A 15,575-nucleotide genomic window follows, 5' to 3' on the forward strand; every position below is an offset into this window, starting at 1 on the left:
TTCGAAGGGTTTTCCCACCACTGTCTCCAGGAGGTTCATCATGACCATCACCATCAACACCGAATCCAGCGAAGGTTTTCGCCATAGTGTGCAGATCGATGATCACCAGTTGTTCACCGATGTGCCCAAAAGCGTGGGCGGCGAAGGCTCCGCACCGGAACCCCACGACTACTTCGACACGGCACTGGGTACCTGCAAGGCACTGACGCTCAAGCTGTATGCACAGAAGAAAGGCATCCCGCTGACCGGCGTCACCGTCGAGGTCAAGCGTGACAGCAGCCAGGAGCAGAAAGGCAAGTATGGCCTGCAGGTCAAGCTGACCCTCAAGGGCGTGTTGAGCGACGCCCAGCGCGAGGAGTTGCACAAGGTCGCCGACCGCTGCCCGATTCACAAACTGATGACCAGCACCGACGTCAGCATCGAGACCCTGCTGGCCGAAGGGGCCTTCAGCCAGTAGGGGCAACACCGCAAAAGCGGGTTATGCTTTGCGCATTACCCGCCCAGCCTGGAACCCCCATGAGTACACCGTTGGTGATTCGTCCCCGTGCCGAGGATGTCGAAGGTCAACCGATCCTGCGCCCCCTGCCCTCGGCCCAGTGCCGCAGCGTCGGCCCCTTCGTGTTTTTCGATCACATGCTGGAGACCCGCTACCCACCGGGCAGCGGCATGGACATCCGGCAGCACCCGCATATCGGTCTGTCGACCCTGACCTATCTGTTCGAAGGCCAGTTGCAGCACAAGGACAGCCTGGGTTCCGACCAGCGGGTCGGCCCCGGCGAAGTGAGCTGGATGACTGCGGGCAGCGCCATTGCCCATGTCGAGCGTACCCCGGCCGAGCTGACCGCCAGTGGCTCTGTGCTGCATGGCCTGCAGGTCTGGCTGGCTTCGCCCAGGGAGCATGAACAGGGAGCTGGCCACTACAGCCATCATCCGGCCGCCAGCCTGCCGACCAGCGAGAATCTGGGGGTGAAAATCCGACTGATCGCCGGCAGCGGCTTCTGCCTGACGTCGCCGGTACCGGTTTTGTCGCCCACGGTCTATGCCGAGGTAAAGATGGAGTCGGCGACCACTCTGCTGGTGCCCGATGAGCATGAGGAACGGGCGCTGTATGTGCTCGAAGGTGACGTGGAGCTCGATGGCGAATGCCTCGAGCCTCTCAGCCTGGTAGTGCTGCCCAGGGGCACAAGCCCGACGCTGGCAGCCGAGGGCGAGGTGCATCTGGTACTGATCGGTGGCGCACCGCTGGATGGGCCGAGAAGGATGAATTGGAACTTCGTCGCCAGCGACCCGGCGCTGATCGACCAGGCCCGTGCGCGCTGGGCGGCCGGCGACTGGCCGAAAGTGCCAGGGGAAATCGGGCGGATCGAGCTTCCCGTACGAGCTTAGGCCACGGGTGCTCTCAAGACCGCTATCGCCAGCAAGCCGGCTCCCACCATGGCCGCGCCAGGCAGGTGCCTTGCGGGCGCCGAAAGGCCTGTGGGACCGTCCGGCGGGCGATAGGGCCCTCAGACGCGACGCAGGCCTCAGCCGGCGAATACTTCCTCAAGCAGATTGTGCATAGCGGTGAAGGACCGGCTGGCGGTCTTCGCGTCATACATCATCTTGCCCGGCACATTGGCATGCGGATCGGTGAACGAATGCACCGCGCCGCCGTAGCTGAGCAGTTGCCAGTCGACCCCGGCGGCATTCATTTCCTCTTCGAAGGCCGGCAGTTGCTCGCGCGGCACCAGCGGATCGGACGCACCATGCAGCACCAGCACCGAGCCCTTGATGTTGTGGGCATCCGCCGGGTTGGGCGTGTCCAGCGTACCGTGGAAGGAGACGGCGGCCTTCAGCGGCGCACCGGTACGGGCCAGTTCCAGCGAGCAGCAGCCGCCGAAGCAGAAACCGAAGGTGGCCAGCTTCGAGCTGTCGACCGGCGCCAGCACCTGCCCCTGCAGCGCTTCGAACGCGGCCTGCATGCGCTTGCGCAGCTCGGCCCGATCGTTCTTCAGCGGCATCATCGCCGCACCGGCTTCATCGCCATTCTGCGGACGTACCGACTGGCCGTAGAGGTCGGCGACCAACACCACATACCCCTTGGCCGCCACCGACTGGGCGATCTTTTCCGCGCCGGCGCTGACGCCCATCCAGTTCGGCGCCATCAGCAGGCCCGCACGCGCGCCCTTGTGGCTGGCATCGAAGGCCAGGCGACCTTCATAGGACTGGCCATCGACCTGATAGACCACGGAACTGACAGTGATTTGGCTCATTACATACTCCGTAAGGACATCCCAAAAATGAAAAACCCGCCGAAGCGGGTTTTTCTACAGCGTTATCAGACCGACAGCTCAACCAGCAGCTTGTTCAGTCGGCGCACGTAGGCCGCCGGGTCCTTCAGGCTGTCGCCGGCCGCCAGGGCCGCCTGGTCGAGCAGGATGTGCGAGAGGTCGCCAAAACGGTCTTCATCCGGCTCGGCGTCGAGCTTCTCGATCAGCGGATGGCTCGGGTTGAATTCGAAGATCGGCTTGGAATCCGGCACCTTCTGCCCGCTGGCCTCGAGGATCTGGCGCATCTGCAGACCCAGGTCCTGCTCGCCGATCGCCAGGATAGCCGGCGAATCGGTCAGGCGATGGGAAACCCGCACTTCGCTGACGGCGTCGCCCAAGGCGGTCTTGAGGCGCTCCACCAGGCCTTCCTTGCTCTTGGCAACTTCCTCGGCAGCCTTCTTGTCCTCTTCCGAGTCCAGGTTGCCCAGGTCCAGGTCGCCACGGGCGACGTCGACGAAGCTCTTGCCATCGAATTCGTTGAGGTAGCTCATCAGCCACTCGTCGATGCGGTCGGTCAGCAGCAGCACTTCGATGCCTTTCTTGCGGAAGACTTCCAGGTGCGGGCTGTTCTTGACCTGAGCGTAGGTTTCGCCGGTGAGGTAGTAGATCTTGTCCTGACCTTCCTTCGCACGCGCCAGGTACTCGGCCAGCGACACCACCTGCTCGCCATCGTCGCCGTGAGTCGAGGCGAAACGCAGCAGGCCGGCAATTTTTTCCTTGTTGGCGAAGTCTTCGGCCGGACCTTCCTTCATGACCTGGCCGAAGTTCTTCCAGAAGCCCTTGTACTGCTCAGGCTCGTTCTTCGCCAGTTTTTCCAGCATGTCGAGAACACGCTTGGTCAGTGCCGACTTCATCGAATCGATGATCGGGTCTTTCTGCAGGATTTCCCGCGAAACGTTCAGGGACAGGTCATTGGAATCGACCACACCCTTGATGAAACGCAGGTACAGCGGCAGGAAGGATTCGGCCTGGTCCATGACGAATACGCGCTGCACGTAGAGTTTGAGGCCCTTCGGCGCTTCACGCTGGTACAGGTCGAACGGCGCACGGGCCGGCACGTAGAGCAGCGAGTTGTATTCCAGCTTGCCTTCGACCTTGTTGTGGCTCCAGCTCAGCGGGTTCTCATAGTCATGGGCGATGTGCTTGTAGAACTCCTGGTACTCCTCGTCCTTGACCTCGGTACGCGGACGGGTCCACAGGGCGCTGGCGCGGTTGACGGTTTCCCACTCCTGCGCCGGCTTCTCTTCGCCTTCGGCGGCCGCGACTTCCTTCGGCAGTTCGATCGGCAGGGCGATGTGGTCGGAGTACTTCTTGATGATGTTGCGCAGGCGCCAGCCGTCGGCGAACTCTTCCTCACCGGACTTCAGGTGCAGGACGATACGGGTACCACGGTCGGCCTTGTCGATAGTGGCGACTTCGAACTCGCCCTCGCCCTTCGACGACCAGTGCACACCTTCACTGGCCGCAAGGCCTGCACGGCGGCTGAAGACTTCGACCTGCTCGGCGACGATGAAGGCCGAGTAGAAGCCCACGCCGAACTGACCGATCAGGTGCGAGTCCTTCTTCTGGTCGCCGGAGAGGTTTTTCATGAAATCGGCAGTGCCGGATTTGGCGATGGTCCCCAGGTGGGTGATCACATCGTCACGGCTCATGCCGATACCGTTGTCTTCGAGGGTGACGGTCTTGGCGTCCTTGTCGAAGCTCACACGGATTTTCAGTTCGGCGCCACCTTCCAGCAACTCGGGCTTGGACAGGGCTTCGAAACGCAATTTGTCGACGGCGTCGGAGGCGTTGGAGATCAATTCGCGCAGGAAGATCTCCTTGTTCGAATACAACGAATGGATCATGAGGTGCAGCAGTTGCTTCACCTCGGTCTGGAAGCCCAGGGTTTCCTTTTGAGTTTCCACACTCATGGTCATCAAACTCCAATTGGATGGCAATGGCCGCCCATGCAGGCGTTGGCGGCGGGTTGTCATCAAAGTTGGGGACTGCCACGGGGATTTCAAGAGCCCGGTAACGCTTCCTCGATCTTGAAGTGAGCACGGGCGGTGGCGATCGGTTCGGCCTCGGTGCTCTGCCAGGCGGTAACGGCAACGTTCGCCACCCGCCGCCCCTGGCGGCAGACCTGGCACTTGGCATAGGTATCGCGAAACTGCCCGGCCCGCAGGTAGTCGACGGAGAAATCGATGACCTTGGGCACTCCCGGCGAGCCGGTGAACACCAGCAGATGCAACGCCGCCGCCAGCTCCATGAACCCGGCAATGACCCCGCCATGAATCGCCGGCAACAGCGGGTTGCCGATATTGTCCTTGCTGGCCGGCAGGCGGAACAGCAACTCGTCACCCAGGCGCGAGCACTCGATGCCGATCAGCCCGGCATAGGGAATCCGTTGCAGCAGTTGGCCGTAGTCACCCTGCTGATGGGCCTGCTGGAGTTGCTCCTTGAAATCCTGGCTCATGCCGAATCCCCACTGATCGAACTGCCGAAACTGCGACTGCCCTTGAGGCCCTTGCCCATGCGCATGAAGGTACCGACCACATGGGCAATGGGGTTGGCCGGATCGCCCTGATAGGCATGCCCCCGGGCAAAGATGATGTCACGGGTCACCCGATAGCATTCGGCGTAGCCATGGACATCCTGGCCGGGCTCGGCCGGGTGCATGTAGTCGATGCGCAGGTCGAGAGTCGGACAGACCTCGAACTCCGGCAGCACGCACAGTGTGGCCATGCCACAGGCGGTATCCATCAGCGAACTCAGGGCGCCGCCGTGGATCACGCCGGTCTGCGGATCACCGACGATTCCCGCGCTGTAGGGCAGGATCAGGGTCAGCCCGCGATCGTCGACGCTGTGCAGCCGCAGCCCGAGAACCTGGCAATGCCGGAGGGCACTGAGAAAGCGTGTGGCGCGCTCAAAAACGGCGGTTTGGCTCATGGACGACAATCCTCATCGGGGTACCTGCAGCGACAAACTCTGGGCATTGGAAAAAGTTCCGTGCCTCAAGCACTTATATATCTTTGGAAATAAAGGAACTTAAGCCATCGGCGGGCGTTCAAAAGGCCAGTAGTCACTATTTCCACAAAGGAGCAACACCCCCATGCGTAAGACTTTAGCTATTGCCTTGATGCTGACCGCTTCTCTGGGTCTCGCTGCCTGCGATAAGAAATCCGAGGACAAAGCTCAAGACGCAAACCAACACGCCGAGCAAGCTCAGCAAAAAATGAACGAAGCTCAGGATAAAGTGAACGAGGCCGCCAAGGAAAACGCCGAAGCTGCCAAAGCTCAGGCTGAATCGAACAAGGCTGCAGCCGAGGAAAGCGCCAAGGAAGCCACCGGCTCCTGAGTGACTGAAGTTCCTTCTTTCCACGAAAGAACTCAAGTTGCATAAGTAAGGCCCGCCTTGTGCGGGCTTTATTTTTTGCCCTGCCAATAACCTGGCCGTTTTGGAATTGCCGGGAAACAGTGGATAAATGCAGAACGAGTGAGTTGGGTGCCCGGTGGATCATTTGCCCCTGCGGATAACCGGGTAGCTGTACATATCCAATACGCCCAAACCAAAAGCCCCATGTCGTATCCGACACGGGGCTTTCATTTCATCCACAACCCGCTCATGACGGGCGGATAAAAAACCTCATATCAGGCCAGCGCCTCGCTCGGCTTGCCCAGCATCCGGTCGATGACCACAGCCACCACCAGCATGACCACCGACGGCACCAGCCAGGCCAGACCCTGCTCGCTCAACGGCAGGTGGGACAGTTGCGAAGGCAACCAATCGGCCAGACCCGCGCCCTTGAGGGCGTCTATCATGCCAAACAGCAGCGAGACCAGCATCACCGGCCCCACGATACGACCTTGCGAGTGCCAGAACTCCTTGCAGAAGCTCAACGCCACCAGCGCGATGCATGGCGGGTAGATCGCCGTCAGCACCGGAATCGAGAAGGCGATCAGCTTGGTCAGACCGAGGTTCGACACCAGCAGCGAAAACGCCGCCAGGATGATCACCAGGGCCTTGTAGGACAGCGGCAGGACCCGGCTGAAGTACTCGGCGCAGGCGCAGGTCAGGCCAACAGCGGTCACCAGGCACGCCAGAGAGATCAGCACCGCGAGGAAACCGCTGCCCAGCGAGCCGAAGGTATGCTGAACGTAGGCATGCAGCACCGCCGCACCATTGGTGGCGCCAGCCGCCACTTCATGGCTGCCCGACCCCAGGCGAAACAGGCTGACATACACCAGCGCCAGCCCCACGCCGGCGATCAGGCCGGCGATCACCGCATAGCGGGTGATCAGCCGTGGCGACTCGACGCCCCGCGAGCGGATCGCGTTGACGATGACGATACCGAACACCAGCGCCCCGAGCGTATCCATGGTCAGGTAGCCATTGATGAAGCCCTGGGAGAACGGCGCAGCGACGTACTCGGGCGTGGCGCTGCCGATGTCACCGGCCGGCAGGGCGAACGCGGCGATACCGAGGATTGCCAGGGCAATGATCTTCAGCGGTGCGAGGAAGCGTCCGACGGTGTCCAGCAGACGTCCCGGATACAGCGAGATGAAGAACACCAGCAGGAAGTAGGCCGAGCTGTAGAGGAACAGCGCCAGTGGGCTCTCGCCGGTCAGCGGCGCCAGGCCCACTTCGAAGGACACGGTCGCGGTACGTGGCGTGGCGAACAGCGGGCCGACCGCCAGGTAACAGACCGCTGCCAGCAGGCCGCCCGCGATCTTGCCGATCGGGCTGCTCAGGTCGTCCATGGCACCGCCGACCTTGGCCAGGGCGACTACGGTGATGACCGGCAGGCCGACCGCGGTGATCAGGAAACCCAGCGCCGCCATCCAGACATTGGGCCCGGACTGCAAACCGACGATAGGCGGAAAGATGATGTTGCCGGCGCCGACGAACAGCGCAAACGTCATAAAGCCAAGTGCCAGGATGTCCTGACCTTTCAACACTTTCATTTAAGGAAATACCACACTGCTGAATCGGAATTTAGAGAGGGATTTCCCGTCAGGTTAGGGAAATGCTGTCGACCCGTATGGGGTTGACCCGTTTAGCGCGCAGCTACCCTTTTGGGGCGCAAACGCAAAATGGCTGCCAGAGTACCGAATTCGCACAAAAAACGCACTGTTTGAGGGCAATTTGTCCGATAAGCGACACTTCGCTGTCGCGATTTCATATGAAACCGCAAGAACTCCCCCCTCTCCACCGCCCTGCAGGAGCGGGCTTGTCCGCGAATGGCCCTCAAGCCATGCCTGCAAGCTGGAGGACAGAAAGCACAAAGGCCACCCGAAGGTGGCCTTTGCCTGAAGCGGGAAGTCAGCCGAAGCTTACTTCTTCACTTCCCAACCGGTCAGCTCGGCCAGGGCCTTGCCGATGTCGGCCAGCGAACGCACGGTTTTCACGCCTGCGTCTTGCAGAGCAGCGAATTTCTCGTCTGCAGTGCCTTTGCCGCCGGAGATGATTGCACCCGCATGGCCCATGCGCTTGCCCGGAGGAGCAGTCACACCAGCGATGTAGGAAACGACCGGCTTGGTCACGTTGGCCTTGATGTAGGCAGCCGCTTCTTCTTCAGCCGAACCGCCGATCTCGCCGATCATCACGATCGCCTCGGTCTTCGGGTCTTCCTGGAACAGTTTCAGGATGTCGATGAAGTTCGAACCAGGGATCGGGTCACCACCGATACCGACGCAGGTCGACTGGCCGAAACCGGCGTCGGTGGTCTGCTTCACGGCTTCATAGGTCAGGGTACCGGAACGGGAAACGATACCGACCTTGCCTGGCAAGTGGATGTGACCTGGCATGATGCCGATCTTGCACTCGCCCGGAGTGATGACGCCTGGGCAGTTAGGGCCGATCAGGGTAACACCCAGCTCGTCGCACTTGACCTTGGCATCCAGCATGTCCAGGGTAGGAATGCCTTCGGTGATGCAGACGATCAGCTTGATGCCGCCGAAGGCAGCTTCCAGGATCGAGTCCTTGCAGAAAGGTGCTGGAACGTAGATCACGCTGGCGGTGGCGCCAGTGGCAGCTACAGCGTCTTTCACGGTGTTGAACACTGGCAGGCCCAGGTGCTCGGTGCCGCCTTTGCCCGGAGTTACGCCACCGACCATCTGGGTGCCGTATTCGATGGCTTGCTGGGTGTGGAAGCTACCCTGCGAACCGGTGATCCCCTGGCAGATAACCTTGGTGTCTTTGTTGATCAGGACGCTCATTATTTGCCCTCCGCAGCTTTGACAACTTGTTGAGCAGCGTCGGTCAGGCTGGTAGCAGCGATGATGTTCAGACCGCTTTCTGCCAGTACTTTGGCGCCCAGTTCAGCGTTGTTGCCTTCAAGGCGCACAACAACCGGGATTTTCACGCCGACTTCTTTCACGGCGCCGATGATGCCTTCGGCGATCATGTCGCAGCGAACGATGCCGCCGAAGATGTTGACCAGTACTGCAGCGACGTTGGTGTCGGACAGGATGATCTTGAACGCTTCGGTTACGCGCTCCTTGGTAGCACCACCGCCCACGTCGAGGAAGTTGGCTGGCTTGCCGCCGTGCAGGTTGACGATGTCCATGGTACCCATGGCCAGGCCGGCACCGTTGACCATGCAGCCGATGTTGCCTTCCAGCGCGACGTAGTTCAGTTCGAACTTGCCAGCGTGGGCTTCGCGCGGATCGTCCTGGGACGGATCGTGGAAGGTCTTCAGCTTAGGCTGACGGTACATGGCGTTGGCGTCGATGTTGATCTTGGCATCGAGGCAGTGCAGGTCGCCGTCGGCCTTGATCACCAGCGGGTTGACCTCCAGCAGGGCCAGGTCGTGGTCCTGGAACAGTTTGGCCAGACCAACGAAGATCTTGGCGAACTGAGCAACCTGCTTGCCTTCCAGACCCAGCTGGAATGCCAGCTCGCGACCCTGGAATGGCTGGGCGCCAACCAGTGGATCGATAGTGGCCTTGAGGATTTTCTCAGGGGTGTCGTGAGCGATTTTCTCGATGTCCACGCCACCTTCGGTGGAAGCCATGAACACGATGCGACGGCTCGAACGGTCAACAACAGCGCCCAGGTACAGCTCTTTAGCGATATCAGTGCACGATTCAACCAGGATCTTGGTAACCGGCTGACCATTGGCGTCAGTCTGATAGGTCACCAGACGCTTGCCCAGCCACTGCTGTGCGAAGGCTTTGGCGTCTTCTTTGCTGCGAACCAGCTTGACGCCGCCCGCTTTACCGCGACCACCGGCGTGGACCTGGGCTTTGACTACCCACTCGGAACCACCGATCTTGTCGCAAGCTTCTGCTGCTTCTTCCGGGGTGTCTACCGCGTAGCCTTTGGATACTGGCAGGCCGTATTCAGCGAACAGCTGCTTACCCTGATACTCGTGAAGATTCATGCTTTTTACCGTCTTCGTTTAGGTACTGCGCATTCGGTGCTGCTCTGGTGACCAGGGCCGCACCACCTGTGACTGCTGCTTGCATCGTCTTCCGGTTGCCCGGTGCAACGACGCAAGACTGCGTCCAGCGGATGTTCCGCGGTGAGTCTTGCGCACAAGGCTCGCGACGGGCGATCCGCCGTGGTTTCTTATTATGTCCTTAGCGTTTTTTCTTGTTGGCAATGTGGATGGCACCGCCATTCACTGCCAACGCCGCTTCGTGCAACGCTTCGGACAGGGTCGGATGGGAGAAGACCATCATGCCCAGATCTTCGGCGCTGGTACCGAATTCCATACCGATCGCACCTTGCTGAACCAGCTCGGCAGCGCTTGGGCCGATCACGTGGACGCCCAGTACGCGGTCGGTCTTGGCATCGGCGATGACCTTGACGAAACCGCCGGTATCGTTGGCTGCCATGGCACGGCCACTGGCGGCGAACGGGAAGGTGCCGACGTTAACTTCAACGCCTTCAGCTTTCAAGGCCTGTTCGGTTTTACCGACCCATGCGATTTCCGGGTGGGTGTAGATGACCGACGGGATCAGGTCGTAGTTCATCTGGGCCTTGTGGCCCTTGATGCGCTCAACCACCATGATGCCCTCTTCCGAAGCCTTGTGCGCCAGCATCATGCCGCGAACCACGTCACCGATGGCGTAGACGCCCGGTACGCTGGTAGCGCAATGGTCATCTACGAAGATGAAACCGCGCTCGTCGATGGTCACGCCGCTGTCGGCCGCCAGCAGGTCGGTGGTCACCGGACGACGACCAACAGCCACGATCAGCTTGTCGAAAACGATCTTCTGTTCGCCGTTGGCGTCGGTGTAGGTCACTTCGACTTCTTCGCCGTTGACCTTCGAACCGGTGACGCGAGCGCCCAGCTTGATGTCCAGACCCTGTTTGGTCAGGGTTTTCAGGGCTTCCTTGGAAACGGCGGTGTCAGCAGCCACCAGGAAGGTGTCCAGGGCTTCCAGAACGGTCACCTGGGCACCCAGGCGGGACCACACGGAACCCAGTTCCAGACCGATCACGCCAGCACCGATCACGCCCAGACGCTTTGGCACGGCCTGGAATTCCAGGGCGCCGGTCGAATCGACGATCACCTTCTGGTCAACCGGAGCAGGCGGGATGTCGATCGGACGCGAGCCTGGAGCCAGGATCACGTTCTCGGCTTCCAGCACCTGGACGACGCCATCGGGACCGGTCACTTCGACTTTCTTGCCAGCCAGCAGCTTGCCGTGGCCCTGGATCGAAGTCACGCCATTGGCCTTGAACAGGGTGGCAACACCGCTGGTCAGGTTCTTGACGATGTTGGCCTTGCGACCGACCATCGCAGGGACGTCGATTTTCACGTCACTGGTGGTGATGCCATGGACGCCGAAGTAGTCCTTGGCTTCGTGGTACTTCCAGGAGCTGTCCAGCAGCGCCTTGGAAGGAATGCAGCCAACGTTCAGGCAAGTACCGCCGAGGGCCAGCTTGCCCTCTTTGTCCTGGTACTTCTCGATGCAGGCAGTCTTGAGGCCAAGTTGCGCAGCCTTGATCGCAGCCACGTAGCCGCCAGGACCCGCACCGATCACTACCACGTCGAATTTCTGAGTCATGTGTCATTCCTTATCGAATCAAACCGGACGGTTCCTTTTGGGAACCGTCGTGGGATGGAGCTGATATTCGCACGCGGGCGGGGCCGATACCTGCGCCCGCGTCGGCTGAAATCAGATATCCAGCAGCAGGCGAGCCGGGTCTTCCAGCAGGTTCTTGATGGTGACCAGGAAGGACACGGCTTCCTTGCCATCGATCAGGCGGTGATCGTAGGACAGTGCCAGGTACATCATCGGCAGGATGACGACCTCACCCTTGACCGCCATCGGGCGCTCATTGATGTTGTGCATGCCCAGGATGGCCGCTTGTGGCGGGTTGACGATCGGCGTCGACAGCAGGGAACCGAATGTACCACCGTTGGTGATGGTGAAGGTACCGCCGGTCATTTCGTCGATGGACAGCTTGCCGTCACGTGCCTTCTTGCCGAAGGTGGCGATGCCATTCTCGATTTCGGCCAGGCTCATCAGCTCGGCGTTACGCAGTACCGGTACCACCAGGCCACGGTCGCTGGACACCGCCACACCGATATCGGAGTAGCCGTGGTAGACGATGTCGCCACCGTCGATCGAGGCGTTGACCGCCGGGAAGCGTTTCAGCGCTTCGGTAGCAGCCTTGACGAAGAACGACATGAAGCCCAGGCGCACGCCGTTGTGGGTCTTCTCGAACAGTTCCTTGTACTTCGAACGCAGGTCCATGATTGGCTTCATGTTCACTTCGTTGAAGGTGGTCAGCATCGCCATGTTCGACTGTGCTTCGACCAGGCGCTTGGCCACGGTGGCACGTACGCGAGTCATCGGTACGCGCTTCTCGGTACGATCGCCGGCGGCGAATACAGGCGCGGTGGCAGCCGGAGCGGCAGCCTTGGCTGGAGCGGCGGCAGGAGCGGCCTTCTTCGCGGCGACAGCAGCCACCACGTCTTCCTTGGTCACGCGACCACCCTTGCCGGTACCGGCAACGGAAGCGATGTTGATGCCGTTCTCTTCAGCCAGCTTGCGGGCAGCCGGTGCAGCGATCGGGTCGTCTTCGCCGTCAGCGGCGGCAGGCGCAGCGGCCTGGGCAGCGGCTGGAGCGGCAGCAGCAGGAGCGGCGGCTACACCACCTTCCTCGATGGTGCCCAGTACCTGCGCGGACAGCACGGTGTCGCCTTCGTTGGCGATGATGCTGCCCAGAACGCCGTCGGCCTCAGCCAGGACTTCCAGTACGACCTTGTCGGTTTCGATGTCGACGATCAGGTCGTCGCGCTTGACCGCTTCGCCCGGCTTCTTGTGCCAGGTGGCAACGGTGCCATCGGCAACCGATTCCGGAAATTGGGGGGCTTTGATCTCGATAGCCATTATCTGTGGTTCCTTAAATTCGGTTTCAGGTGCGCGAGGCGTTAAACAGTAAAGGCATCTTGCAGCAGTTTTTCCTGCTGCTCGGCGTGCATCGATGCATAACCACATGCCGGTGCAGCAGACGCGTCACGGCCGGCGTACTCGAGTACGAGCGCCTTGTTGTGTGCGCTGAGAATACGGCGGAAGTGGTGCTGGCTGCTGTACCAGGCGCCCTGGTTCATCGGCTCTTCCTGGCACCAGACCGCATGCTTGAGGTTGGTGTACGGCGCCAGGATTTCGGCCAGATCGTCCTCGGGGAACGGATACAGCTGCTCGATACGCACGATGGCGATATCGTCACGCTCTTCGGCACGGCGTTTCTCCAGCAGGTCGTAGTAGACCTTGCCGCTGCAAAGCACGATGCGCTCGACCTTTTTCGGGTCCAGGGCGTCGACTTCCGGGATAACGGTCTGGAACGAACCTTCCGCCAGATCTTCCAGCGTGGAGATGGCCAGTTTGTGACGCAGCAGCGACTTCGGCGTCAGCACGATCAGCGGCTTGCGCAGCGGACGGATGACTTGACGACGCAGCAGGTGGTAGATCTGGGCCGGGGTGGTCGGCACGCAAACCTGGACGTTGTGCTCGGCACACAGTTGCAGGTAGCGTTCCAGACGGGCCGAGGAGTGCTCCGGACCCTGGCCTTCATAACCGTGCGGCAGCAGCATGGTCAGGCCGCACAGACGGCCCCACTTGTGCTCGCCACTGGTGATGAACTGGTCGATAACCACCTGGGCGCCGTTGGCGAAGTCGCCGAACTGGGCTTCCCAGATCACCAGCGCGTTCGGCGTGGTGGTCGAGTAGCCGTATTCGAAGGCCAGTACCGCCTCTTCCGACAGGAACGAGTCGTACAGGTCGAAACGCGGCTGGTTGTCGTACAGCTTCTGCAGAGGGATGTAGGTAGTCGCATCCTTCTGGTTGTGCAGTACGGCATGACGGTGCGAGAACGTGCCACGGCCGATGTCCTGGCCGGTCATGCGGATCGGGTGACCTTCGAACAGCAGGGTCGCGTACGCCATGGTTTCGGCGTAGCCCCAGTTGATCGGCAGGCCGCCGGCTTGCATCTTCTGGCGGTCTTCGTAGATTTTCGCGACCTGGCGCTGAACCACGAAACCTTCAGGCGTTTCCAGCAGCTTGGCGGACAGTTCCTGCAGGGTCTTGAGGTCGAAGCGGGTGTCGTGACGCGCGGTCCAGGCATGGCCCAGGTATGGACGCCAGTCGACGAACAGCTCCTTGTTCGGCTCCTTGACCAGGCTCTTGACCACGTGCAGGCCGTTGTCCAGCGCGTTGCGGTACTCGTCGACCTTGGCCTGGACGCGTGCGTCGTCCAGCACCTTGGCCTGGACCAGGCGCTCGGCGTACAGCTCGCGGGTGGTGCGCTGCTTGGTGATCTGCTGGTACATCAGCGGCTGGGTGCCACTTGGCTCGTCGGCCTCGTTGTGGCCGCGACGGCGGTAGCAGACCAGGTCGATCACCACATCGCGCTTGTACTGCATGCGGTAGTCGACAGCCAGCTGGGTCACGAACAGCACGGCTTCCGGATCGTCACCATTCACATGGAGGATCGGCGCCTGGATCATCTTCGCGACGTCGGTGGCGTACTCGGTGGAACGCGAGTCCAGCGGGTTGCTGATGGTGAAACCGACCTGGTTGTTGATCACGATATGGATCGTGCCGCCCGTCTTGAAGCCACGGGTCTGCGACATCTGGAAGGTTTCCATGACCACGCCCTGACCGGCGAACGCCGCGTCACCGTGGATGGAAATCGGCAGTACCTTGTCACCGCTGGCGTCGTTGCGACGGTCCTGGCGGGCGCGAACCGACCCTTCGACCACCGGGGAAACGATTTCCAGGTGGGACGGGTTGAACGCCATGGCCAAGTGGACTTCGCCGCCGGTGGTCATCACGTTGGAGGAGAAGCCCTGGTGGTACTTCACGTCACCGGAGCCCAGCTCGACCTTCTTCTTGCCTTCGAACTCGTCGAACAGCTCGCGCGGGTTCTTGCCGAAGGTGTTGACCAGTACGTTCAGACGGCCACGGTGGGCCATGCCGATGACGATTTCCTTGGCGCCGTAGGAACCGGAACGCTGGATCATCTCGTCCAGCATCGGGATCAGGCTTTCGCCACCTTCCAGACCGAAACGCTTGGTGCCCGGGTATTTGGTGCCCAGGTATTTCTCCAGACCCTCAGCCGCGGTGACGCGCTCGAGCAGGTGGCTCTTGACGTCGGGGGAGATGGTCGGACGGCCACGAACGCTTTCCAGACGCTGCTGGAACCACTGGCGCTGCTCGGAGTCGACGATGTGCGTGAACTCGGCGCCGATGGTGCGGCAATATGTCTGCTGCAAAGCTTCGTGAATTTCGCGTAGGCTCGCTTCCTCTTTGCCGATGAACAGGTCGCCGGCACGGAAGGTCGTATCAAGATCGGCATTGGTCAAGCCGTAATGATTGATCGACAGGTCAGCAGGTGCAGGACGCTGCCAGAGTCCCAGCGGATCGAGCTGGGACGCCTGGTGGCCACGCATCCGGAATGCCTGGATCAATCGCAGCACTTCAACCTGCTTCTTCTCGTGCTCACTGCTCACGCTGCCGGCGGAAACCGGTTGAGCGCGGCGCTGGTTCTTCGCCAGCAGCACGAAATGATCGCGGATCGTCGAGTGCGATACATCAGTGGCAGAGTTGCCGTCGGAAGGCAACGTCTGAAATTTGGTGCGCCATTCTTCTGGCACAGCGTTAGGGTCGTGCAGGTAGAGCTCATAAAGCTCTTCCACATAGGCTGCGTTACCACCTGAAAGATAGCCGCTTTCCCACATGCGCTGCATCACGCTTTCTTGCATGCTTGGTCACCCTCGGTTAGGGGACACCACCGGCGAATACACCAAGCAAGCTTGAAGC

The 15,575-nt window shown here is 60.9% G+C and carries 13 protein-coding genes; 3 read left to right on the forward strand and 10 right to left on the reverse strand.

Translation table 11 applies throughout. The annotated features are described in order from the left end of the window. Positions 1-40: 40 nt before the first annotated feature. Both ACMGT0_RS24225 and ACMGT0_RS24230 read left to right on the forward strand, forming a co-directional pair. Positions 41-457 carry an OsmC family protein gene (locus ACMGT0_RS24225; RefSeq protein ID WP_054057160.1) on the forward strand — a complete coding sequence of 139 codons (417 nt, stop codon included), beginning with the start codon at positions 41-43 and terminating at the stop codon, positions 455-457. Between the two features lie 59 nt (positions 458-516). Beyond that, positions 517-1,386, forward strand: a complete 870-nt coding sequence (locus tag ACMGT0_RS24230) for a pirin family protein (protein ID WP_054063067.1) — start codon at positions 517-519, stop codon at positions 1,384-1,386. Positions 1,387-1,523: 137 nt separating this feature from the next. Here the strand turns inward: ACMGT0_RS24230 and ACMGT0_RS24235 are convergent, their stop codons facing one another. From ACMGT0_RS24235 to ACMGT0_RS24250, 4 genes are all read right to left on the reverse strand, one after another. Next, positions 1,524-2,252: a dienelactone hydrolase family protein gene (locus tag ACMGT0_RS24235; RefSeq protein WP_273825107.1), complete on the reverse strand. Its 729-nt coding sequence runs from the start codon at positions 2,250-2,252 to the stop codon at positions 1,524-1,526. Positions 2,253-2,317: 65 nt separating this feature from the next. Beyond that, positions 2,318-4,222, reverse strand: coding sequence for a molecular chaperone HtpG (gene htpG / locus ACMGT0_RS24240; protein WP_054057209.1), 1,905 nt, complete (start codon positions 4,220-4,222; stop codon positions 2,318-2,320). Between the two features lie 89 nt (positions 4,223-4,311). Beyond that, a complete protein-coding gene (locus ACMGT0_RS24245) occupies positions 4,312-4,767 on the reverse strand; it encodes a PaaI family thioesterase (protein ID WP_054057163.1) in 456 nt (151 codons plus the stop codon). After that, entirely contained in the window at positions 4,764-5,240 is a 477-nt protein-coding gene (locus ACMGT0_RS24250; protein WP_054057164.1) for a PaaI family thioesterase, read from the reverse strand. The genes ACMGT0_RS24245 and ACMGT0_RS24250 overlap by 4 nt, the downstream gene beginning before the upstream one ends. Positions 5,241-5,403: 163 nt before the next feature. Between ACMGT0_RS24250 and ACMGT0_RS24255 the strand changes: the two genes are divergently transcribed. After that, a complete protein-coding gene (locus ACMGT0_RS24255) occupies positions 5,404-5,649 on the forward strand; it encodes a hypothetical protein (protein ID WP_017902722.1) in 246 nt (81 codons plus the stop codon). Between the two features lie 293 nt (positions 5,650-5,942). Here ACMGT0_RS24255 and brnQ read toward each other — a convergent pair whose 3' ends face one another. The 6 genes from brnQ to ACMGT0_RS24285 all read right to left on the reverse strand — a co-directional run bounded on the left by brnQ (position 5,943) and on the right by ACMGT0_RS24285 (position 15,517). Continuing rightward, positions 5,943-7,256 carry a branched-chain amino acid transport system II carrier protein gene (brnQ, locus tag ACMGT0_RS24260; protein WP_054057165.1) on the reverse strand — a complete coding sequence of 438 codons (1,314 nt, stop codon included), beginning with the start codon at positions 7,254-7,256 and terminating at the stop codon, positions 5,943-5,945. A gap of 369 nt (positions 7,257-7,625) precedes the next feature. Continuing rightward, the gene (gene sucD / locus ACMGT0_RS24265; RefSeq protein ID WP_017902724.1) at positions 7,626-8,510 is read right to left on the reverse strand and encodes a succinate--CoA ligase subunit alpha; all 885 of its coding nucleotides are present in this window, start codon (positions 8,508-8,510) and stop codon (positions 7,626-7,628) included. Next, positions 8,510-9,676 (reverse strand): ADP-forming succinate--CoA ligase subunit beta, encoded by a 1,167-nt coding sequence (sucC, locus tag ACMGT0_RS24270; protein WP_010449065.1) that lies wholly within the window; start codon positions 9,674-9,676, stop codon positions 8,510-8,512. Before sucC ends, sucD begins: the two co-directional genes overlap by 1 nt. Before the next feature lie 199 nt (positions 9,677-9,875). Continuing rightward, positions 9,876-11,312, reverse strand: a complete 1,437-nt coding sequence (gene lpdA, locus ACMGT0_RS24275; RefSeq protein WP_054057166.1) for a dihydrolipoyl dehydrogenase — start codon at positions 11,310-11,312, stop codon at positions 9,876-9,878. A 111-nt stretch (positions 11,313-11,423) separates the two neighbouring features. Then, positions 11,424-12,644: a 2-oxoglutarate dehydrogenase complex dihydrolipoyllysine-residue succinyltransferase gene (odhB, locus tag ACMGT0_RS24280; protein WP_054057167.1), complete on the reverse strand. Its 1,221-nt coding sequence runs from the start codon at positions 12,642-12,644 to the stop codon at positions 11,424-11,426. A 41-nt stretch (positions 12,645-12,685) separates the two neighbouring features. After that, positions 12,686-15,517 (reverse strand): 2-oxoglutarate dehydrogenase E1 component, encoded by a 2,832-nt coding sequence (locus ACMGT0_RS24285; RefSeq protein ID WP_054057168.1) that lies wholly within the window; start codon positions 15,515-15,517, stop codon positions 12,686-12,688. Between the last annotated feature and the right edge of the window lie 58 nt (positions 15,518-15,575).

This window comes from Pseudomonas sp. RHF3.3-3 (assembly GCF_048069595.1).
GTDB classification, from domain to species: Bacteria; Pseudomonadota; Gammaproteobacteria; order Pseudomonadales; family Pseudomonadaceae; genus Aquipseudomonas; species Aquipseudomonas fuscovaginae_B.

Excerpts from the sequence above, each read along its gene's own strand:
- ACMGT0_RS24225 (WP_054057160.1), top strand. The coding sequence starts at position 41 with ATGACCATCACCATCAACACCGAATCCAGCGAAGGTTTTCGCCATAGT.
- ACMGT0_RS24230 (WP_054063067.1), top strand. The coding sequence starts at position 517 with ATGAGTACACCGTTGGTGATTCGTCCCCGTGCCGAGGATGTCGAAGGT.
- ACMGT0_RS24235 (WP_273825107.1), bottom strand. The coding sequence starts at position 2,252 with ATGAGCCAAATCACTGTCAGTTCCGTGGTCTATCAGGTCGATGGCCAG.
- htpG (WP_054057209.1), bottom strand. The coding sequence starts at position 4,222 with ATGAGTGTGGAAACTCAAAAGGAAACCCTGGGCTTCCAGACCGAGGTG.
- ACMGT0_RS24245 (WP_054057163.1), bottom strand. The coding sequence starts at position 4,767 with ATGAGCCAGGATTTCAAGGAGCAACTCCAGCAGGCCCATCAGCAGGGT.
- ACMGT0_RS24250 (WP_054057164.1), bottom strand. The coding sequence starts at position 5,240 with ATGAGCCAAACCGCCGTTTTTGAGCGCGCCACACGCTTTCTCAGTGCC.
- ACMGT0_RS24255 (WP_017902722.1), top strand. The coding sequence starts at position 5,404 with ATGCGTAAGACTTTAGCTATTGCCTTGATGCTGACCGCTTCTCTGGGT.
- brnQ (WP_054057165.1), bottom strand. The coding sequence starts at position 7,256 with ATGAAAGTGTTGAAAGGTCAGGACATCCTGGCACTTGGCTTTATGACG.
- sucD (WP_017902724.1), bottom strand. The coding sequence starts at position 8,510 with ATGAGCGTCCTGATCAACAAAGACACCAAGGTTATCTGCCAGGGGATC.
- sucC (WP_010449065.1), bottom strand. The coding sequence starts at position 9,676 with ATGAATCTTCACGAGTATCAGGGTAAGCAGCTGTTCGCTGAATACGGC.
- lpdA (WP_054057166.1), bottom strand. The coding sequence starts at position 11,312 with ATGACTCAGAAATTCGACGTGGTAGTGATCGGTGCGGGTCCTGGCGGC.
- odhB (WP_054057167.1), bottom strand. The coding sequence starts at position 12,644 with ATGGCTATCGAGATCAAAGCCCCCCAATTTCCGGAATCGGTTGCCGAT.
- ACMGT0_RS24285 (WP_054057168.1), bottom strand. The coding sequence starts at position 15,517 with ATGCAAGAAAGCGTGATGCAGCGCATGTGGGAAAGCGGCTATCTTTCA.